The organism is Mesorhizobium sp. B3-1-6 (assembly GCF_006439555.1).
Lineage (GTDB): Bacteria > Pseudomonadota > Alphaproteobacteria > Rhizobiales > Rhizobiaceae > Mesorhizobium.
This window is the reverse complement of the sequence record NZ_VFTM01000002.1, coordinates 252,101-270,730: the sequence shown is the minus strand read 5'-3', so window position 1 is coordinate 270,730 and position 18,630 is coordinate 252,101. Positions and strand designations below refer to the sequence as shown.

The 18,630-nt window shown below is 63.3% G+C and carries 20 protein-coding genes and 1 tRNA gene; 9 read left to right on the top strand and 12 right to left on the bottom strand.

Translation table 11 applies throughout. From position 1 onward, the window contains the following. Positions 1-271 precede the first annotated feature (271 nt). Positions 272-1,423, top strand: coding sequence for a ribonuclease D (gene rnd, locus FJ414_RS03560; protein WP_140641343.1), 1,152 nt, complete (start codon positions 272-274; stop codon positions 1,421-1,423). A gap of 71 nt (positions 1,424-1,494) precedes the next feature. Here rnd and FJ414_RS03555 read toward each other — a convergent pair whose 3' ends face one another. The 4 genes from FJ414_RS03555 to FJ414_RS03540 form a co-directional block, all read right to left on the bottom strand. Further along, positions 1,495-1,914, bottom strand: coding sequence for an MAPEG family protein (locus FJ414_RS03555; protein WP_140641341.1), 420 nt, complete (start codon positions 1,912-1,914; stop codon positions 1,495-1,497). An 18-nt stretch (positions 1,915-1,932) separates the two neighbouring features. Beyond that, positions 1,933-2,601, bottom strand: coding sequence for a hypothetical protein (locus tag FJ414_RS03550; RefSeq protein WP_246672289.1), 669 nt, complete (start codon positions 2,599-2,601; stop codon positions 1,933-1,935). Then, positions 2,525-4,027, bottom strand: coding sequence for an IMP dehydrogenase (gene guaB / locus FJ414_RS03545; RefSeq protein ID WP_140641339.1), 1,503 nt, complete (start codon positions 4,025-4,027; stop codon positions 2,525-2,527). Before guaB ends, FJ414_RS03550 begins: the two co-directional genes overlap by 77 nt. 162 nt (positions 4,028-4,189) lie before the next feature. Further along, a complete protein-coding gene (locus FJ414_RS03540; protein ID WP_140641337.1) occupies positions 4,190-4,426 on the bottom strand; it encodes a type II toxin-antitoxin system prevent-host-death family antitoxin in 237 nt (78 codons plus the stop codon). Between the two features lie 206 nt (positions 4,427-4,632). Here FJ414_RS03540 and FJ414_RS03535 point away from each other — a divergent pair, with 206 nt between their 5' ends. Next, complete coding sequence (locus FJ414_RS03535) at positions 4,633-6,054, top strand: MFS transporter (RefSeq protein WP_140641335.1); 1,422 nt, start codon at positions 4,633-4,635, stop codon at positions 6,052-6,054. Positions 6,055-6,180: 126 nt separating this feature from the next. Here the strand turns inward: FJ414_RS03535 and FJ414_RS03530 are convergent, their stop codons facing one another. Together FJ414_RS03530 and FJ414_RS03520 are read right to left on the bottom strand one after the other, a co-directional pair. Beyond that, positions 6,181-6,894, bottom strand: coding sequence for an RlmE family RNA methyltransferase (locus FJ414_RS03530; RefSeq protein ID WP_140641333.1), 714 nt, complete (start codon positions 6,892-6,894; stop codon positions 6,181-6,183). A gap of 337 nt (positions 6,895-7,231) precedes the next feature. Next, a complete protein-coding gene (locus FJ414_RS03520; protein ID WP_140641331.1) occupies positions 7,232-8,599 on the bottom strand; it encodes a Ppx/GppA phosphatase family protein in 1,368 nt (455 codons plus the stop codon). A gap of 265 nt (positions 8,600-8,864) precedes the next feature. Here FJ414_RS03520 and FJ414_RS03515 point away from each other — a divergent pair, with 265 nt between their 5' ends. From FJ414_RS03515 to FJ414_RS03505, 3 genes are all read left to right on the top strand, one after another. Then, a complete protein-coding gene (locus FJ414_RS03515; RefSeq protein WP_140641329.1) occupies positions 8,865-9,797 on the top strand; it encodes a YbhN family protein in 933 nt (310 codons plus the stop codon). A 202-nt stretch (positions 9,798-9,999) separates the two neighbouring features. Beyond that, positions 10,000-10,073: transfer RNA gene (locus FJ414_RS03510), tRNA-Gln, on the top strand. Positions 10,074-10,261: 188 nt separating this feature from the next. Continuing rightward, positions 10,262-10,495, top strand: coding sequence for a hypothetical protein (locus FJ414_RS03505; RefSeq protein WP_127306973.1), 234 nt, complete (start codon positions 10,262-10,264; stop codon positions 10,493-10,495). Between the two features lie 126 nt (positions 10,496-10,621). Here the strand turns inward: FJ414_RS03505 and FJ414_RS31355 are convergent, their stop codons facing one another. Continuing rightward, entirely contained in the window at positions 10,622-10,795 is a 174-nt protein-coding gene (locus FJ414_RS31355) for a hypothetical protein (RefSeq protein ID WP_181181512.1), read from the bottom strand. A gap of 307 nt (positions 10,796-11,102) precedes the next feature. On the opposite strand from FJ414_RS31355, the gene FJ414_RS03500 reads away from it, so the two are divergent. Both FJ414_RS03500 and FJ414_RS03495 read left to right on the top strand, forming a co-directional pair. Next, positions 11,103-11,282, top strand: coding sequence for a hypothetical protein (locus FJ414_RS03500; RefSeq protein ID WP_140641327.1), 180 nt, complete (start codon positions 11,103-11,105; stop codon positions 11,280-11,282). Between the two features lie 489 nt (positions 11,283-11,771). Then, positions 11,772-12,215: a hypothetical protein gene (locus FJ414_RS03495; RefSeq protein WP_246672288.1), complete on the top strand. Its 444-nt coding sequence runs from the start codon at positions 11,772-11,774 to the stop codon at positions 12,213-12,215. Between the two features lie 15 nt (positions 12,216-12,230). Here FJ414_RS03495 and FJ414_RS03490 read toward each other — a convergent pair whose 3' ends face one another. Continuing rightward, entirely contained in the window at positions 12,231-13,145 is a 915-nt protein-coding gene (locus tag FJ414_RS03490) for a LysR family transcriptional regulator (RefSeq protein WP_181181511.1), read from the bottom strand. A 139-nt stretch (positions 13,146-13,284) separates the two neighbouring features. Between FJ414_RS03490 and FJ414_RS03485 the strand changes: the two genes are divergently transcribed. After that, positions 13,285-14,067, top strand: coding sequence for an aspartate/glutamate racemase family protein (locus FJ414_RS03485; protein ID WP_140641320.1), 783 nt, complete (start codon positions 13,285-13,287; stop codon positions 14,065-14,067). Positions 14,068-14,153: 86 nt separating this feature from the next. Here FJ414_RS03485 and FJ414_RS03480 read toward each other — a convergent pair whose 3' ends face one another. The 3 genes from FJ414_RS03480 to FJ414_RS03470 form a co-directional block, all read right to left on the bottom strand. After that, on the bottom strand, positions 14,154-15,587 hold the full coding sequence (locus tag FJ414_RS03480; RefSeq protein ID WP_140641318.1) for an aldehyde dehydrogenase family protein: 1,434 nt from the start codon (positions 15,585-15,587) through the stop codon (positions 14,154-14,156). Between the two features lie 160 nt (positions 15,588-15,747). Continuing rightward, entirely contained in the window at positions 15,748-16,131 is a 384-nt protein-coding gene (locus FJ414_RS03475; RefSeq protein ID WP_140641583.1) for an ACT domain-containing protein, read from the bottom strand. Between the two features lie 29 nt (positions 16,132-16,160). Beyond that, complete coding sequence (locus tag FJ414_RS03470; RefSeq protein WP_140641316.1) at positions 16,161-16,625, bottom strand: GNAT family N-acetyltransferase; 465 nt, start codon at positions 16,623-16,625, stop codon at positions 16,161-16,163. A 388-nt stretch (positions 16,626-17,013) separates the two neighbouring features. Between FJ414_RS03470 and FJ414_RS03465 the strand changes: the two genes are divergently transcribed. After that, positions 17,014-18,033: a YeiH family protein gene (locus tag FJ414_RS03465; RefSeq protein ID WP_246672295.1), complete on the top strand. Its 1,020-nt coding sequence runs from the start codon at positions 17,014-17,016 to the stop codon at positions 18,031-18,033. 25 nt (positions 18,034-18,058) lie between these two features. On the opposite strand, the gene FJ414_RS03460 is transcribed toward FJ414_RS03465, so the two are convergent. Further along, positions 18,059-18,568, bottom strand: a complete 510-nt coding sequence (locus FJ414_RS03460; RefSeq protein WP_140641312.1) for a GAF domain-containing protein — start codon at positions 18,566-18,568, stop codon at positions 18,059-18,061. Positions 18,569-18,630 lie beyond the last annotated feature (62 nt).

Here is an 18,630-nt window from a genome sequence, read left to right as displayed (position 1 = left end):
GTCTGGCGCAGCGTGACCGAACCGACATGATGCAGGGCTAGATGTCGCCCGCATGCCAGCCTCTACTGGGGCGGCACGCTGCCGATTCTGAAAGCAGCCGTGGAGCGGACCGCGACGGCTTGAGGGACATCGCAGGTTGGCGCGTCGGCACGCGGCGCGATTTCGCATGGGAGAATCCGGCGATCGGGCCACCGCTTACGCTGCGGCGGCTTGACGAAAGGGCGCGCGGCTGAAATTGAAAGAGGCTTAATATTGTGCCAAAAGCGATTTGATGCAGGTCATCACCACACAAGAAGAACTCGAGAGCGTTGTCGCGGCGTTCGAAAAGTCGGAATTCATTACCGTCGATACCGAATTCATCCGCGAGACGACCTTCTGGCCGATCCTCTGCCTGATCCAGATCGCCGCGCCTGGGATTGAGGCGCTTATCGATCCGTTGTCGCCCGGCATCGACCTGAAACCGTTTTTCCGGCTCATGGCCAACGAAGCGGTGCTGAAGGTCTTCCACGCGGCGCGGCAGGACATCGAAATCATCGTCCATCTCGGCGATCTGGTGCCGCATCCAGTGTTCGACACGCAGGTGGCGGCGATGGTCTGCGGCTTCGGCGACAGCGTTTCCTATGACCAGCTTGTCCAGAAGGTCACCGGAGCCCGGCTCGACAAATCCTCGCGCTTCACCGATTGGCGGCACCGGCCGCTCTCCGACAAGCAGCTCGAATACGCGCTCGCCGACGTCACCCATCTGATCAAGGTCTACCAGCATCTCAGCGCCGAGCTGAGGCGCGAGGACCGCGCCCATTGGCTGAACGAGGAGATGGATGTCCTCACCTCGCGCGAGACCTACGATCCGCATCCCGAGGATGCCTGGAAGCGGCTGAAGATGCGGCTGCGCAAGCCGCAGGAGCTGGCGATCGTGCAGGCGGTGGCCGCCTGGCGCGAGCGGGAGGCGCGCGAGCGCGACGTGCCGCGCGGCCGCGTGCTCAAGGATGATGCGATCTACGAGATCGCGCAGCAGGCGCCGCGCGACGCGGCGGCGCTCGGCAAGCTGCGCACCACGCCGAAAGGCTGGGAGCGCTCCGCGACGGCAACCGCGCTGCTTGGCGCGGTCAATACCGCCCTTTCCCTGCCCAAGGATGCGATGCCGAAACTGCCGAAAAGCGTCCAGCCGCAGGAAGGATCGAGCGCGGCGTCGGAGCTGCTCAAGGTGTTGCTCAGGATCGTCGCGGAGAAGGAAGGCGTCGCCACCAAGGTGCTTGCCTCCAGCGACGATATCGACCGCATAGCCGCCGAGGGCGACGAAGCCGACGTGGCGGCGCTGCAGGGCTGGCGGCGCGCCGTTTTCGGCGAGCAGGCGCTGAGGCTGGTGCGCGGCGAGATCGGCATCAAGTTCGACAAGCGCCGGATCGCGGTGTTCGACCTTTAGAGCAATTCCAGGAAAAGTTCGTAAAAACAAAGAGATAGACCGTTTCCGTGAAACGGTGAAACGCTCTAGCGTCACACCACCGCGAGCAGGTGCAGCGCGAACCAGAACCAGGCGATTAGAAGTATACCCGCGCCAAGGAAGAAGGCGCGGCTGCGGTGCAGCACATAGTTTCTGTCGAGATGCACCCAGGCGTGCACATAGCGCGTGACTATGAACAGCCACATCAACGCCAGCGTCAGGTAGTTCACGCCATTGGTGGCGAACAGCGCCAGGCAGAGCACGTGGAAGAGAACCGGCAGCTCGAACTGGTTGATCAGATTGTTGGCGACGGTGACGCTCGAGGCCGGCTCGGTGGAGCGGACCTTGTACTGGCCGACCTTCGCTTCGCCGGACTTCACGGCGAGATAGCGCCGCTTCAGCATCACCAGATAGACGATGTAGACCAGGAGCACATGCGCCAGCATCGGCCAGAAGATGGCGGTCTGGTGCATTTGTCCGCCTCCCTCCCGTCAGCGCCGCCGCTGCCCGGCCAGCGCGAAGAATGCGACGACAAAGAATGGAATGGCCAGCAGCGCGAATTTGGTGACGGTCAGCAAAGAGGCGAAGGCCAGCGAATCGGGATTGGCCAGCTGGAAATCGGAGAGCAGCCGCGCCAGGGCAAAATTCTGAGCATAGTCGGCGACCGTATAGGGCAACACCAGCACGAGCGCGAACAGGGCCTGCATCTGCGCCGGCATGGCGCGGAAGGTGCTGAGCCGCCGCCCGAAGGCAAGGATGAGGCTGACCAGTGTCAGCGACAGCAGCGCCGGGAATAAAAGGTCGAAGGTCAAATAGTGCCAGACGATGATGATCTCGCCGCCGCGACGGCCGAGTGCTGTGAGCCACGCCATGCCTTCGTCGGGCGTGAAGCCGGCGACGCGCATGTCGAGCGCGGCCAAGCCGCCGCTCAAGCGCTGGAAATAAAGAAACTCCAGCGCCGTCATGACGAGGAAAAGCGCGATCGAGGCAATGGACAGCGCCGCCGCGTGCCGCGACAGCCGCAGCACCGCCACGCTCAAGCCACGCCACAGCCCCTGGCGGTCGGGCCGATCGGCCTCTCGATCAAAGTCCGCCCGGGTAATTGGGGCTTTCGCGGGTGATCGTGACGTCATGGGCGTGGCTTTCACGAAGTCCGGCATTGGATATGCGCACAAAAGTGGCGCGCTCGCGGAAATCTGCAAGGTCACGTCCACCCACATAACCCATAGCGGCTTTCAGGCCGCCTGCAAGCTGGTGCAGCACGCCAGCCACAGGTCCTTTGTAGGGAACCTGCCCTTCAATGCCTTCCGGAACCAGTTTCAGCGTATCGCGGACCTCGGCCTGGAAGTAGCGATCGGCCGAGCCGCGCGCCATGGCGCCGACCGAGCCCATGCCGCGGTAAGCCTTGAAGGAGCGGCCCTGGTGCAGATAGACCTCGCCCGGGCTCTCGTCGGTGCCGGCAAGCAGCGAGCCGATCATTGCTGCGCTTGCGCCCGCGGCAAGCGCCTTGGCCAGATCGCCCGAATATTTGATGCCGCCGTCGGCAATGACGCTCACGCCAGACTTATGCGCGGTCTCCACCGCCGACATGATCGCCGAAAGCTGCGGCACGCCGACGCCGGCCACGATTCTGGTTGTGCAGATCGAGCCCGGGCCGATGCCGACCTTGACGGCGTCGGCGCCGGCGTCGATCAGCGCCTGCGTGCCGTCGGCGGTGGCGACATTGCCAGCCAGGATGCGCACGGAATTGGAGAGCTTCTTCGCCCGCGCCACCGCGTCCAGCACGCGCTGCGAATGGCCGTGCGCGGTGTCGATGACCAGAAGGTCGACGCCGGCGTCGATCAGGCGCTCGGCGCGCTCGAAACCGTCGTCGCCGACACTTGTGGCGGCCGCCGCGCGCAGGCGCCCTTGGGCATCCTTGGTGGCATGCGGGTTGAGTTGCGACTTCTCGATGTCCTTGACGGTGATCAGGCCCACGCAATTGCCATTCCTGTCGACCACCACCAGCTTCTCGATGCGGTGTTTGTGGAGGAGACGCTTGGCTTCGTCCTGGTCGACATTCTCCTTGACCGTGATCAGGTTCTCACGCGTCATCAGCTCGTAGACCTTCTGCGCCGGATCGGAAGCGAAGCGCACGTCGCGGTTGGTGAGGATGCCGACGAGCCGGCCGACCGTGTGGCCGCCGCTGCCGCCATTCTCGACCACTGGAATGCCCGAAATCGAATAGGTGCGCATCAGCGCCAGCGCGTCGGCCAGCGTGGCGTCCGGGCCGATGGTGACCGGGTTCACCACCATGCCGGACTCGAATTTCTTCACCTGCCTGACCTGCTCGGCCTGCTCGGCCGGCGAGAAATTGCGGTGGATGACGCCGATGCCACCGGCCTGCGCCATGGCGATCGCCAGCCGCGCCTCGGTGACGGTGTCCATCGCCGCCGACAGGATCGGCACGTTGAGATCGATGTCGCCGGCAATGCGGGTGCGGATGTCGGTCTCGCCCGGCATGACTTCGGAATGGCCGGGCTGCAAGAGCACGTCGTCGAAGGTCAGCGCCAGCGCGCCGGTGGACGTTTCGATGATTTTTGCCATGGCCAGTCCTTTTGAATGCGGAAAAGGCGCTGGGCCGATTGGCCAGCGCCGACTCTCATCTTCCCTTTCAGGATTGGCGCTGGCTGGTAACACGTCCTGTGGCGGTTGAAAAGCCGATCGTTGCGAGGTGACAGCACCCGTTTCGAGCCAAAGCGTTCATCGCTAGCGTTCGTAAGTATCGTCGCGTGTCCAGTTTTCGACAGCGACGACCGGCTGTTGCTCGAGCCGCGACAACAACGCTGCGCGCGAGTAGGGCAATAGTTCCTGCGTGTCGGCGGGAACGATCCGCGCCACAGGCCGCCCATTGCTGACCACGACATAGCTCTGTCCTTCACTGGCTCCACGCAGGATGAAGGAGAGTTTGCGTTCGACGTCAGCTATGGAGACGATGTCGTCCATGCCAGCACTCCATGCAGATCGGTAGTATGACAATACGCCCGGTAGAACGACATTCCGCCGAAAAATTTGCCCTACCAGTGGTTGCGATCCCGCAAAAGTGACAGCAATTTAATGCGACATCCGGGCCGAGGCGTGATAACCGCCCCGTCGCACCGGTTCGCCCCCAAACCGGGCTAGAATCGCGAAGACAAATCAGGGCGTTTCCCTTGAACCGCATCATCCCGCTCATCCTGGCGGTCGCACTTTTCATGGAGAACATGGATTCGACCGTGATCGCGACGTCGCTGCCGGCGATCGCCGTCGACATCCACACTAGCCCGATCGCGCTGAAGCTGGCGCTGACCGCCTATCTGGTGTCGCTGGCGATCTTCATTCCGATCAGCGGCTGGATGGCGGACCGGTTCGGCGCCAAGAACGTGTTTCGCGCCGCGATCGGCGTCTTCATCGCCGGCTCGGTCGCCTGCGCCTTCGCCAATTCGCTGCCGGCTTTCGTTGTGTCGCGCTTCCTGCAAGGCATGGGCGGCGCGATGATGACGCCGGTCGGCCGGCTGGTGCTGGTGCGCGCCACGCCGAAGAACGAGCTCGTCGCGGCAATGTCCTGGCTGACCGTGCCGGCGCTGGTCGGCCCGCTGGTCGGCCCACCGATCGGCGGTTTCATCACCACCTATTTCACCTGGCACTGGATCTTTCTCATCAATGTGCCGATCGGCCTGATCGGCATGTGGCTCGCCACGCGTTATCTGCCCAAGACGGAGCCTGCCCAGACGCCGCCGCTCGATTTCCCCGGCTTCGTGCTCTCGGGGCTTGCCGCTTCCGGCGTCGTGTTCGGCCTTTCCGTCGTCAGCCTGCCGGCGCTGCCGCCGATGGCGGGCTTCATCACTGTCGCCGTCGGCGTGGTCTCGGGGATGCTCTATCTCCTCCATGCCCGGCGCGCCAGGAACCCGCTCTTGGCGCTGGAGCTGTTCCGCAACCAGGTGTTCCGATCCTCCGTGCTCGGCGGCTCGCTGTTTCGCATCGGCATCGGCGCGGTGCCGTTCCTTTTGCCGCTGATGTTCCAGATCGGCTTCGGGCTCACGCCCTTCCAGTCGGGCATGATCACTTTCGTCTCGGCGATCGGCGCCATCGGCATGAAGTTCGTCACGGCACTCCTTTTCCGCCTCGCCGGCTTCCGTCGGGTGCTGATCTGGGGCTCGCTTGTCGCGGCCGCCTCGATCGCGATCTACGGCTTGTTCACGCCGCAGACGCCTTATGCGCTGATGCTGGCGATACTTCTGGTCGGCGGCTTCATCCGCTCGATGTTCTTCACCGGCGTCAATGCGCTCTCCTATGCCGAGATCGCGCCCGCCGACACCAGCAAGGCGACGCCGATCACGGCGGTTTTCCAGCAATTGTCGATCGCGCTCGGCGTTGCGCTTGCGGGCGGCATCCTCGAAGTATCGACGTCCATCCATGGCGGGCCGCTGACGCTCAGCGACTTCCACATCGCCTTCTTCATCGTGGCGGCCGTTTCGGCGGCGGCATCGATCACCTTCATGCGGCTGGCGCCGGACGCCGGCAACGCCGTCTCGGGCCACGGCCACCTGACCACGCCAAAGACGCTGGAAACGGTGGGGACAGCGGGGAAGTAGCTCACGGCGCCGCCCTGCGTGACTTCGTCATGCCAGGGCGGAGCAAGGAGCGAAGCGACGCGCGCAGACCCTGGAATCCATGCCAGAACCAACACACAGGATTCTAGGGTCTACGCTTCGCAGACCCTAGAATGACGAAGTTCCAGGACCTTTGAACTCCTTCGCCAGCAGGTAAAGCTCCACCGACTCGTCCCGCGAGGCCGGTGGCTTGACGTGATGGACCGAGCGGAAATTTTGCTTCAGCAGTGACAAAAGCTCGTTCTCGGCGCCGCCTTGAAATGTCTTGGCGAGGAAATGCCCGCCGGGCTTGAGCACGTGCAGAGCGAAATCGGCCGCGACTTCGCACAGATGCATGGTTCGCAGATGATCGGTGCGGCGGTGCCCGGTCGTGGGTGCCGCCATATCGGACAGCACCACATCCGGCTGGCCACCCAGCGCCTCGGCAAGTTTTTGCGGTGCGTCGGGATCGAGGAAATCCATCCGCAGAATGACGGCGCCCGGGACCGCGTCCATTTCGAGATAGTCGATGCCGACGACATGCGGATTGTCCGCCGTGGACTTCGTCCGCGCCGCCGCCACCTGGCACCAGCCGCCGGGCGCGGCGCCCAGGTCGATCACTTTCATGCCGGGCTTCAGCAGACGATGCTTGTCGTCGATCTCGATCAGCTTGTAGGCGGCGCGGGAGCGGTAGCCATCGGCCTTGGAGCGCTGCACATAAGGATCGTTCATGTGGCGCTCGAGCCAGCGGCGCGAAGACTCCTTCAAGCCGCTCTTCTTCTTGATCCTGGTCTTGAGGACGCGAATGCCGGCAGATCCTGGCTTTTCGGGTTTCTTGGTCATTGCCTGATTTCTTGCCCGAGCATGATCCTGTGAGAAAACCGATCGCCACTTTTCGCTGGCCCGGTCTTGAGATTCGGCATCAGGATTTCTGGTCCGCTTTTTCTCGCTCGCTTCATCGTGCCGGTTTTGCGACGGCTTCGCGTTTCACGGAGGGCTTCCCCCACTCCGTCGCCGCTTCGCGGCGCCACCTCTCCCCCCTCCGGAGGGAGAGGAAGGGAGCCAAGGCTGGCGACCTCGCGCCTTTCCTCTTCCCCGTCGATCGGGGGAGAGGTGTCGAGCGAAGCTCGACGGAGCGGGGGTCGACTGCTGATCAAAACAACGCGGCCACCTTTTGGGATCATGCCCGGCGCCCACCATCGCCACGCCAGACGCCGTCATCGGCCATCAGTTCGCTCAGGATTCCCTCGCGCAGGCCGCGGTCGGCGACGCGCAGCCGCTCGGACGGCCAGACACCGCGGATCGCTTCCAGTATGGCGCAGCCGGCGAGCACCAGGTCGGCGCGGTCGGCGCCGATGCAGGGATTGGCGCAGCGCTGTTGGAAATCCCAGCCGATCAGCCGCTCGATCATACGATCGACGCTGTCGCGATCCATCCAGAGGCCATCGACACGGCGGCGGTCGTAGCGCTCGAGATCGAGATGCACGCCGGCCAGCGTCGTCACCGTGCCCGAGGTGCCGAGCAGATGGAAGTTCGGGCTGGCCAGCACATGCGCGAGCCGATCGCGGCCGTCGAAGACCTTCAGCCGCGCGGCCACGTCGTCGACCATGGCGGCAAAGGTCTCGCGCGTCACCGTGCGTCCGCCGAAGCGCTCGGCGAGCGACACCACGCCGACCGGCAGCGAAGTCCACGACACGATGTGATTGGCGAGCCGCGGAGAGCGCCGCCCGGTCAGGTCGATCAGGGCGATTTCGGACGAGCCGCCGCCAATGTCGAACAGCACCACGCCCTGCGTGTCGCGCTCGACCAGCGAGCCGCAACCGGAAACGGCAAGGCGGGCCTCGGTCTGGCGGTCGATGATTTCGAGCTTCAGCCCGGCCTCGCGCTCGACGCGGTCCAGGAATTCGACGCCGTTGGCGGCCGAACGGCAGGCTTCGGTGGCGATCAGCCTGGCTTTCCTGATCTTGCGGTTGCGCAGTTTCTCGCCGCATATCTTCAGCGCCTCGACGGCGCGGTCCATCGCGGCCTGGCTTAGCCGGCCGCTGGCCGTCAGCCCCTCGCCCAGCCTGACGATGCGCGAGAAAGCGTCGATGACGCGGAATTGGCCGTGACGGCCGGGCACCGCGACCAGCAGCCGGCAATTGTTGGTGCCGAGGTCGAGCGCGGCGAAAACCGGCAATTCCTGCTGCGGCGGACGCTGTGGGATCGACAGCCTTGGCTCAACCTGTGGCGGCGCGTTCCGAGGTTGGTTTGCCGCCGTGCTGGCAGGCGCGGCATGCGGCAGCGTACCGCTGTCGTCGCGCGCGAACACCTTGCGGCCGCGCCTGCGCTTGCGGCGCTTGCGCGTCTTGCCTTTCGGCTGATCGCCGTGCTGGTCGGCCTGACTTGCGCCAGCCTGCCTCTGGTTGGCATGTCTGGGGTCGGCATGTCTTTGGTGCGCACCCGCGTGGCGGCTGAATCGCGCCGTGTGTTGGCCCGCCGATTGCGTCGGCGATGCCCCGGACATGCCCACTGCCGACGCGCCCGCGCCGGTATCGTGGTCTTCCACTTCAGTTCCTTCCGGCGCCGCGCGAACCGGGAACGGACGCAGCAGGCACCTCGATTTGTTTCAAGTTGAGGGCAGAGTAGCAGCGCCGTTCGCAATCACCAAGAGCGCATGGCCGAATTTCGCTAACGTCGCATTTTGCCAGCGTCACGTTGGGGCAATGTCTTGCCGGTTGAATAGCCGGCTTCAATCGGGCATGTCTCAAATGAGGGTTCGAAAGGGTTTTGGGCACATCTATCAATGAGCTGCAACGCATGATGACGACGCCATGAACTGGAGGCGCTATTTCTGGCCGGTCATAGGCATCGCGGCCGTCGCATTCTCGCTGTGGCTGCTCATTCACGAACTGCGCGGCATTTCGCTCAACGATGTCTGGATCGGCATCTCCGCCATCCCGCCGCGCGGCTGGCTGCTCGCGGCGCTGAGCTCAATCGTCGCCTACGCCGCGCTCGCCGGCTACGACCACATCGCGTTGCTGCATATCGGCAAGAAGGTATCGTGGCTGTTCGTCACGCTGTGCTCCTTCACCACCTACGCGGTGTCGCACAATATCGGCGGCTCGGTGTTTTCCGGCGCGGTCATCCGCTACCGCGCCTACGCCACGAGAGGACTGACCGGCCAGGAGGTCGGCGTGCTGGTGGCGATCTGCTGGTTCACCTTCATCCTGTCCAGCGTTTTCCTCGGCGGCCTCGTGCTGTTGCTCGAACCCCAGATCATCGATCGTTTCACGGGCGCGCCGCATCACGGCGCGGCCTTCGCCGCCGGGCTCGCCATGCTCATCCTTGTCGGCGCCTACGCCTTCGGCAGCTGGTTGCGGCTCAGACCGCTTAAGATAGGCAGCTTCCAGTTGCACTATCCGGCGCTGCCGATCGTGGCGCGGCAATTGCTGATCGGGCCGGTCGAACTGCTTGGGGCCGCCGCGATCATCTATTTTGCCCTGCCCGAGGTTGGCAATCCCGGCTATTTCGTCGTGCTCGGCGTGTTCATGGTGTCGTTCTCGATCGGGCTGTTGTCGCACGCGCCGGGCGCGCTCGGCGTGTTCGAGTTCGTCTTCCTCACCGGCCTTTCGGACATGGACCCAGTCGGCGTGCTCGCCGCCCTTCTGGTGTTCCGCCTGTTCTATCTCATCATCCCGCTGCTGATCGGCCTTGGCGTGGTGCTCTATTTCGAGCATTCGCAATATAGCCGCGAGGAGAACTGAAGCCCTTCGGCGTCTGGCGGCGGAGCCAATGCTGTCGCCCAAAAGCGCGGAGCGGTTTTGGGCGAACGACATGCATCGGACAAAGGCTCAAAAAGCCTGCGGTTGATCTCTGCTGCGGGCTTGACTATTTTTCGATGGCGGCTACAAGGCAGCGCTCGCGGCGCATAAGCCGCCCGCTTCGCGCGATACCAATCGCGCCTGCTGGGGAATAGGTTAACGGTAGACCCACGGACTCTGACTCCGTTAGTCCTGGTTCGAATCCAGGTTCCCCAGCCACAAGTTTCCGCGAATTACCAAACATCACAGTGCGCTTCGCCATGGGCTGAGCTCCGCCCGATCTGCAGTTATATTAGCAATAAACGATATGTTAACGGCTGAGGCGCAGCCTGTTCGAATCGGGAGGCCCCCGATCGACGATCCGGCACCCAGTATGCCGAGACGCCCGACCGATGCGGAGCAAACGCATGAGTGTCGAAACGGCATTGGCGCAGCTGTTGCGCATGATCCATCGTCGCGCCCTCAATTTGGCGACGATGCCGGACGATGAGAGAGATCCATACTACGACAGCATCCGCCGGTCATGCTGCGGAGCGGCCGAGCATATCGGGCAGTCTCCCGACAATGCAGCCATGACGGCAAACAGCATGGTCGAATTTACCCGGGCAATGGTCGGTATCATCGAGGCGGGACGTGGGTAAGCCGCAAACACACTCGCGACGAGCTCGGGAGGTGCCGAGAGGCGCGGTTGCGGCCCGTTACCCGAAGCTTGCAACGTGATCGTGCCATCTGCACATCAATGATCCGGCTTGGGAGCGATCGCTATTTCAGATCGCGCCCCAAGTGTTCGACGACAAATGTTTGGTTGTCGGCATTACTTGCCAGCAAACATCCGACTGATTGTCGGACGGCAGCCCGTTCCGCATCCGCGTCGGGTTGCGGGCATCCTGCGCATATTTCAAGGCCGCGCCCATGCGGTTCAACGTCTTCAGTATCGACATAGATCTCATCCCTGGTTCGCCGTGGCAGGGAGGGGGTCGATCCCTGCTGCCTTCGTTATGGCGAGCTAAATGATCGATGAATGTTTCCGTCGCATTGCACGGAAACAGGAGGCCCGTAACCGGAACAGTTCGCCCTGAAACATTTGCGTGCAAATGAGTTCAAGGCCCCCGGCCGAATCGATCTGCCGCCATCGCGCAGTTTCCTTTTCGAAACAAATACGCGCCCAGGCGCCATCGGACCGAAACGAATGCGCGGCAAAACCGTCATCGACCGGCTCGACCGGATTTAAAAACAAAGGAAAATGAAATGACCAAGTTCCTTCGTAATGCAGTTCTTGCAATTGTTGCTGCTTCTGGGCTCGTTGGCTCGGCTTATGCTCAGCAGGCGACTATCAACTCCTGCAGCAATCACGACGATTACTGGACCCAGTGCCTGAACGGTGCGCATGGCAGCCACCATGATGGCCGCGGAAGCGATCGTCGGTAATCGACACGTCCGCTGAAAGAGCCCCGCAGGCATCTCGCCGGCGGGGCTCTTTCTGTTCGAAGTGCTGCCGGGCCGCTCGCCGCCCTCAGTCAGCAAGGCCAACCTCCCGGTCGGTATCGATATCTGGGCATGACCTGCGCGGCTATCCGGTGGGCGACGCCTCCACATGGATGCGGAGCAGCAGCAAATGAGCTTGCCCGGATCGCGAGATGGTGCCGGATTGACGGGGAATAGAGGGGGCATATTTCCCACCAGCGTCGCGCTGACGTCTCGCATTCAAAGCATGGTGCGTGGACGCCAGTCGCCTTGCCGGCAGTTTGATCCATCGCCGCATTACAGCAATTTTTCCCAAGCCCGGAACCGGCAACGCTGCGAGGGTTGTCAGCGCATGGCCGCTGCCCTGCCGTTCGGTTGAGAAAGATCATGCCAATATCCTCGTTTTTCACTGCCCTTACGTCCGAAGGTTCTCCAACCGAGCGGCGGAAGGAGATGAGTCTCTATGGATGGCTGGTCGGGAGCTGGGACATGGATACGATCCATCACCTCGATGACGGCGCCATCCAGAAATCGACTGGCGAATGCCATTTCGGCTGGGTGCTCGAAGGCCGCGCCATCCAGGACCTCTGGATCAGGCCCAAGCGCCCTGCCCCGTCCACCATGTACGGCACGACCTTGCGCATCTTCGATCCCGGGATCGGTGGCTGGCACATCATCTGGAGCGATCCGCTCAACCAGGATTATTCACGCCAGATCGGACGGGCCGAGGGCAAGGACATCGTCCAGATCGGGGAAGACTGGCGGGGCCTGCAAGCGAGATGGCGCTTCACCGAGATCACGGCCGACAGCTTTCATTGGATCGGGGAGGAAAGAGCCGCCGATGGCGATCCCTGGCGTGTGACGTATGAGCATTTCGCGCGGCGGACGGACTCGTGATCAGGTCGGCGGTTTTCAACCATCTGCCTGCCGCCGAAGGGCGTCTCTCGGCTTAACCTCGACTGGCTGGGTCATCCTGCGAAGCTCCGCGAGAACGGCATTCTCGAATTGCGACGGCTGGTGAAACTCGCTGGTGACCACGCCCAGCTTTCTCGGAGGCAGGCCATCCCGCAACGGAACAACGGCAAGGCCGGGCAGCGGGCACGATCTGGCGGCGATCTCGGGGACGACGGTCAGGCCGATGTTCTGCCGCGCGAGCTGGCAGCCGGTCATCAGCTGGCGCACCTCGACGACGGTTCTCGGCTGCAGGCCGGACCGCTCCGACATCATGGCCAGCCAATTGCCCGATGTCGTTCCCGAGGGAAAGCGGATGAAAGGTTCGGCAAGCACCTCTTCATCGGCAAGCTCGGATCTGGCGACGAGAGGATGCGATGTCGACAGGACCACGCAGGCGCCGTCCTGGCAGAGCAGCTCGAACAGCAGACCGGGCGACGGAACGAACACGCTGCTGATGCCGAAATCGATCTCGTTCGACCTCACGAGCTGAAACGTTTCCTCGCTGTCGATCTCCACGATATCGAGCACATGGTTCGGGAACCGGGGCCGCAGCGCATGAAAGGCGGGGCCAATGAACATCGCGGCGAAGGACGCCACACTTGCAACCCGCAGGATCTGCTCGGTGCCGAGGCTGAGCGAAGCGAGCTGATCGACGATCGCCTCGTTGCCCGCAACAAGCCGCCGCAGCCCGGGCAGCAGCGAACTGCCGGCGGGGCTGAGCCGAAGCCCTTCGCGGTCGCGGACCAGGAGCGTGAAGCCCAATTGCTTTTCCAGCTGCGTGACGTGCTGCGAGATGGCCGGCTGGGTAAGGCCCAGCTCTTCCGCGGCCTGGGTGAACGAGTTCAGTTCCAGCACTGTCAGCAGGCTGCGCACACGGCGCACGGATATCTCACCGCGTCGGGAAAGCATGACGGGCACCTTCATAAGCGTCTTTGGATGACCATAACGAAACGCTATTTCCTGGCGCATTCATAAGCAACTAGCTTCGCCGCAACGATGTGCGGAGATTTGGATGACGGCTCGCGATTCAGGGGTTCAACGAATTCATGCCCGCAAAAATCATTCCTGCTATGGAATGGGCCTGGGCATCATCATTCTCGACGAGGTGTATCCCGGGTTCCCCGGCGACGTGCGCAACGCCAGCGCCTATCCCTTTCCGATCCAGTATGAAATCGCCGAAGGCGTGGACATCCAGAACCTCGTCCGCGGCGACGACAAGAAAGCCCTGCTCGAGCCGATCGTCGGGGCCGCGCGGAAGCTGGAACGCATGGGATGCCGGGCGATCGCCGCCGAATGCGGCTACTTCGCCTGGTTCCAGAAGGAGATCGCGGCCAGCGTCGATGTGCCGGTTTTCGCGTCGAGCCTGCTGCAGGTGCCCCTCGCCCAGATGATCATCGGTCCCGAAAAGGTCGTCGGCATTCTCGTCGCCGAGGGCGACCGGCTCAGTGACCGGCACCTGACTTCGGTCGGCGTGACGCTCGGAACGAACTATGTCGTCCACGGCGCCAAGGATGACGGCAAGACCCCACAATTCGACAATCTCTGGACAAAGGACATCCGGCCCGAAATCCCTACCGCGGATTATGACCTGGCCGAGCGCGACATCGTCAAGGTCGCGAAGGATTTCGCCGCCGCCCATTCGGACATGGGAGCCATGGTCCTGGAGTGCACCGGGTTTCAGCCCTTTGGCCGGGCGATACAGCGCGAAATCGACATGCCCGTGTTCAGCTGGTCGACCTTGCTGGACTATGCCTATTCCGTCGCCGTGCACCGGGATTTCTACGGCCACGTCTGACCTGCGCGGTCAGCCCGAATGAAAAGGCGCGGCCGAGGCCGCGCCCTTCATAAGCTTCTTCGGAGGCCTGGTTCGACCCGTGATGCCTACTCCGCCGCCTCGTAACCGGCGATGCCCTTGATCTCGAGAAAATCCTCCAGGCCGTATTCGGCATATTCGCGGCCATTGCCGGACTGCTTGTAGCCGCCGAAAGGCAGGCCCGCATCCCAGGTTGGGTAGTTGATGTAGACATTGCCGGAGCGCATGCGGGCAGCCACGTCGCGCGCCTTCTCGATGTCCCTGGCTTGGATGTAAGAGGCGAGGCCGAAGACGGTGTCGTTGGCCTGCTCGACCGCCTGCTCCACCGTGTCGTAAGGCATGATCGACAGAACCGGCCCGAAGATTTCCTCGCTGGCGATGCGCATGTCGTGCGTGACATTGGCGAAGACGGTCGGGCGGACGTAGTAGCCGCGGTTGAGCTCGGCCGGGCGGCCGGGGCCGCCGGCCACCAGCGTGGCGCCCTCGTCGATGCCGCTCTGGATCAAAGCTTGAATCTTGTCGAACTGGATCTGGCTGACCACCGGGCCGAGCTTGGACGCGGGAGCGTCGGCCGGACCGACGGTGAATTTCTCCGCCGCCTTCTTCGCATAGCCGGCCGCCTCGTCGTGGCGGTCGCGCGGCACGAACATGCGGGTCGGCGCGTTGCAGGACTGGCCGCTGTTGCCGAAGCAGCCGGCGACGCCCTTGGTGACGGCCCGCTCCAGATCGACATCGGGGAACAGGATGTTGGCCGACTTGCCGCCGAGTTCCTGATGCACGCGCTTGACCGTGTCGGCCGCCGCCTTGGCGACCAGGATGCCGGCTCGGGTCGAACCGGTGAAGGACATCATGTCGACATCCGGATGGCTGGCCAGCGCCTGGCCGACGCCCGGACCGTCGCCGTTGACGAGGTTGAAGACGCCCTTCGGCACGCCGGCTTCGTCGATGATCTCGGCAAAGATGATGGCGTCGAGCGGCGCGATCTCCGACGGCTTCAGCACCATGGTGCAGCCGGCGGCAAGCGCCGGGCCGACCTTGCAGGTGATCTGGTTGAGCGGCCAGTTCCACGGCGTGATCAGGCCGACGACGCCGATCGGTTCCTTGACGATGAGCGAGGAGCCTTTGACATGACGGAACTGGAAGCTCTTTAGCACCTCGGCCATCTTTTCCAGATGTGCCTGGCCGACCCCGACCTGGCTGTCCAGCGCCATCTGCCGCGGCGCGCCCATCTCGCGCGAAACGGCGAGCGCAAGGTCCTTGCTGCGCTTCTTGTAGACTTCGATGACGCGGTTGAGGATATCGAGCCGTTCCTCGACCGAGGTGAAGCCGAAAGTGGCGAAAGCGCGCTTGGCGGCGGCCACCGCCTTGTCGACATCGGCCTTGGAGCCGAGTGAAATCTGGGCGAAAGCGTCTTCGTTCGAGGGGTCGATGACGTCGAGAGTGTTCGGCACCACGGGATCGACCCAGGCGCCGTCGATATAGAATTGCAGATCGTGTGACATGGTTTCGCTCCCTGCGGGCCGCTTTTGGTCGATTGTGGTGAGGTGGTCGTCGTATATCGCCAGAAATAACGATGCGGCATGTGCTCTGTCAAACGCAAGCTTGAAGTGTTTGAGCCAGCGCGTCAGGCGTTGCGCCAGAGCGAATGCCGCCGCCACAGAGTTAGAACAGTGTGTGTCCTGCTTCGCCCAGCAACCGGATCGCCGCGGCCTCGTCCGAGGCCTTCACCAACAGGTGGTCGCCGTCGAAGGTAGAGACGACGAAGATGCCCAGAGCATTTTCCGACAGCGGTCTGATTACAGACAGCACGATGCCGGTTTCGCCGAAGGCAAATGGGCCTTCGAATTTGAAGGCGACCCAGTCGTTGTCCTGCCTGACGGCAGCCGGGACACGCTCCTGCAAACAGGCGATCGACAGTTCGTCGTCCGTCCTGCTGATGCTGACGAAGCCTGGTCCGTCTGCCCAGTCAGGAATAGTTTCTCCAGCTTCAAGCCGTGCAATCGCATAAAGACCGGGAAGTTGCTTCAATCTGATCCGGGCAGGCATTCGTCGAATTCCGTCTCTGGTTGCCGTGGTCATGAAAGGCTCTTGCTCATATAGACCGTCGTGCCGTTCATGAACGGCTCCTCACGATCGATGGCATAGCCGAGCCTTTTGTACAGCGACACATTTGTCATGAAGGCACTGTTGGTCAGCAGGCGAAGCTCGCGAAGGCCTGCTTCAACGGCTTTGCGCTCGGCGCTGTCGAGCAGCTTGCGCCCGATGCCCCTGCCCTGCGCCTCGGGAGCCACGGCGACATTCTCGATCCAAATATGATCGTCACGCGCAATGGTTTCGATCAGGCCGATGATGCAGCCGTTCTCGATGGCGAGCTCGAACCGATGCTCGCGGACGGCCTTGTCGTAATCGGCGCGCATCGGCAAGGGCTCGCGGCCGATCGCCGGCACCCATTTGGCATAGGCTTCGCGCACGACGGCCTTGATTGCCGCGGCGTCCGCCGGCTCGGCTGGCCGAAACTCCAGGGAAGAAACGACGCTCATTCAGACACTCCAAAATGCAAAAAACCCGCCGATCGTTGCGATGGGCGGGGCTGGGACGGACGAACCGGGTGACTTGCTAGCCGGCCTTTGTCTTCACGCAATCAGCTTGCCGCTCCTTCGAACGGCGGCGTCGCTGCGGATTTGCGAAAAAGGCGGTCATGGTCGGAAATTGGACCGGGAGCCGAGACGCTGTCAAGCCGGCAGCGTCGACACGGCAGGCATCTCGCCCGATCCGGCGAACCTCTCCCGCATCGTTCGTAAAAATCGATCATTATAACCCGAATAATTCGTTGGAAAGATTGGTTCTGGAATGGCATTCCGGCTGCGAAGCGCCTGGAGAATTGAATTGTCCTTCCTGCCCGCCACCGCGAACGATCTTCCAAATCGCCTGAACTCGGCCAACGCCGAGCGCAAGCGCCCTGCCCCAACCTCGATCTCAACCGGCGTCGTGCCGGGACTGGTGCTGGTGGCGATGATCACCAGTGTCGCCTACTCTGCGCGCGGTTTCTCCGGCCTCACCTTATTCAGCCCGATGATCCTGGCGGTCGTCGCCGGCATGGTCTATTCCAACGTGCTCGGCCTTCCCGCCCATGCCAAGGCCGGCATCGCCTTTTCGCAAAAGCGCCTGCTGCGCTTCGCCATCGTGCTGCTGGGTTTCCAGCTCACGCTCGGCCAGGTAGCGGGCATCGGCCTTGGCGGCGTCGGCATCGTCGCCGCCACGCTCGGCGCCACCTTCCTCTTCACCATCACGCTCGGCCGGCTGATCGGCGTCGACCGGAAGCTCGCGCAACTCATCGCCGCCGGCACCTCGATCTGCGGCGCCTCGGCGATCGTCGCCACCAACATCGTCACCGATGCGCGCGACGAGGACGTCACCTACGCCGTTGCCGCGATCACGCTGTTCGGCACCGTCGCCATGCTCGGCTTTCCGCTGCTGGCGCCGGTTCTTGGGCTCGATCAGCACGCCTTCGGTCTGTGGGCGGGAGCCTCGATCCACGAGGTGGCGCAGGTGATCGGCGCCGGCTTCCAGAACGGCACGCTCTCCGGCGAGACCGCGACCGTCGCCAAGCTGACGCGGGTCGCCATGCTGGCGCCGATGGTGATCGCGCTCGGCCTGATGGCGCGCCGTGGCAGCACCGACGCATCCGGAGCCAAGCCGCCGATGCCCTGGTTCGTGGCTGCCTTCGTCGCGGTCGTGGCGCTGAACAGCCTGGTCGCGATCCCGGCTCAGCTCCACTCAGCAATTGCTTTGGCCGCGCAGGTGATGTTGACCATGGGGCTTGCCGCCATGGGCCTTCAGGCCGACATTTCCGAGCTGCGCTCGCGCGGTCTTCGGCCGCTGATGCTGGCCTTCTCCGCCTTCATTTTCATCGCGGGCTTCAGCCTGGTGCTGGTGAGGTTCGCCTGAGGCAGGCCGGGGCCGGCCTCACCTCTCAGTCGCCGTCATCGTCCTCGAACGAGCACGCCGCGACATAGATCGCGGCGAGTTTCTCGATGCCGGCCTGGTCATCCTTGTCGAAGCGCCCGGGCAGCGGGCTGTCGAGGTCGAGCACGCCGAACGCGCCTTCGGCATCGCGCAAAAGCACCACCAGCTCGGAACGCGAATCGGCATCGCAGGCGATGTGGCCGGGAAATTCGTTGACGTCCTTGACCAGCATCGACATGTCGAGCTCGATGGCCTTGCCGCAGACGCCCTTGCCGACAGCGATGCGAACGCAGGCGGGCTTGCCCTGGAAGGGCCCGAGCACCAGCTCGTCCTCGGAGGCGAGGAAATAGAAGCCGGCCCAGTTGAGATCGGGCACAATCTGGTAGATCAGCGCCGCCGTGTTGGCGGCATTGGCGACGGAATCGCCCTCGCCTTCCAGCAGCGCTTTCAATTGCGTGGCCAACTCCTTGTAGAAGGCCGGCTTGTTGCTTGTGTCGATTGCCGTTGCCGCGAACATCGTTTGATCTCTCCGTTGCAAGCCGGCCGCGCGGCCGGCTACAGTTCACCTCTCTGTGCCAC

What these genes read in the sequence shown, in the direction of transcription:
- FJ414_RS03550 (WP_246672289.1), bottom strand. Translation starts at nt 2,601, where the DNA reads ATGCCGGACTTCGTGAAAGCCACGCCCATGACGTCACGATCACCCGCG.
- FJ414_RS03485 (WP_140641320.1), top strand. Translation starts at nt 13,285, where the DNA reads ATGACGGCTCGCGATTCAGGGGTTCAACGAATTCATGCCCGCAAAAAT.
- FJ414_RS03480 (WP_140641318.1), bottom strand. Translation starts at nt 15,587, where the DNA reads ATGTCACACGATCTGCAATTCTATATCGACGGCGCCTGGGTCGATCCC.
- FJ414_RS03555 (WP_140641341.1), bottom strand. Translation starts at nt 1,914, where the DNA reads ATGCACCAGACCGCCATCTTCTGGCCGATGCTGGCGCATGTGCTCCTG.
- FJ414_RS03505 (WP_127306973.1), top strand. Translation starts at nt 10,262, where the DNA reads ATGAGTGTCGAAACGGCATTGGCGCAGCTGTTGCGCATGATCCATCGT.
- FJ414_RS03470 (WP_140641316.1), bottom strand. Translation starts at nt 16,625, where the DNA reads ATGAGCGTCGTTTCTTCCCTGGAGTTTCGGCCAGCCGAGCCGGCGGAC.
- guaB (WP_140641339.1), bottom strand. Translation starts at nt 4,027, where the DNA reads ATGGCAAAAATCATCGAAACGTCCACCGGCGCGCTGGCGCTGACCTTC.
- FJ414_RS03475 (WP_140641583.1), bottom strand. Translation starts at nt 16,131, where the DNA reads ATGCCTGCCCGGATCAGATTGAAGCAACTTCCCGGTCTTTATGCGATT.
- FJ414_RS03460 (WP_140641312.1), bottom strand. Translation starts at nt 18,568, where the DNA reads ATGTTCGCGGCAACGGCAATCGACACAAGCAACAAGCCGGCCTTCTAC.
- FJ414_RS03530 (WP_140641333.1), bottom strand. Translation starts at nt 6,894, where the DNA reads ATGACCAAGAAACCCGAAAAGCCAGGATCTGCCGGCATTCGCGTCCTC.
- FJ414_RS31355 (WP_181181512.1), bottom strand. Translation starts at nt 10,795, where the DNA reads ATGTCGATACTGAAGACGTTGAACCGCATGGGCGCGGCCTTGAAATAT.
- FJ414_RS03540 (WP_140641337.1), bottom strand. Translation starts at nt 4,426, where the DNA reads ATGGACGACATCGTCTCCATAGCTGACGTCGAACGCAAACTCTCCTTC.
- rnd (WP_140641343.1), top strand. Translation starts at nt 272, where the DNA reads ATGCAGGTCATCACCACACAAGAAGAACTCGAGAGCGTTGTCGCGGCG.
- FJ414_RS03515 (WP_140641329.1), top strand. Translation starts at nt 8,865, where the DNA reads ATGAACTGGAGGCGCTATTTCTGGCCGGTCATAGGCATCGCGGCCGTC.
- FJ414_RS03500 (WP_140641327.1), top strand. Translation starts at nt 11,103, where the DNA reads ATGACCAAGTTCCTTCGTAATGCAGTTCTTGCAATTGTTGCTGCTTCT.
- FJ414_RS03495 (WP_246672288.1), top strand. Translation starts at nt 11,772, where the DNA reads ATGAGTCTCTATGGATGGCTGGTCGGGAGCTGGGACATGGATACGATC.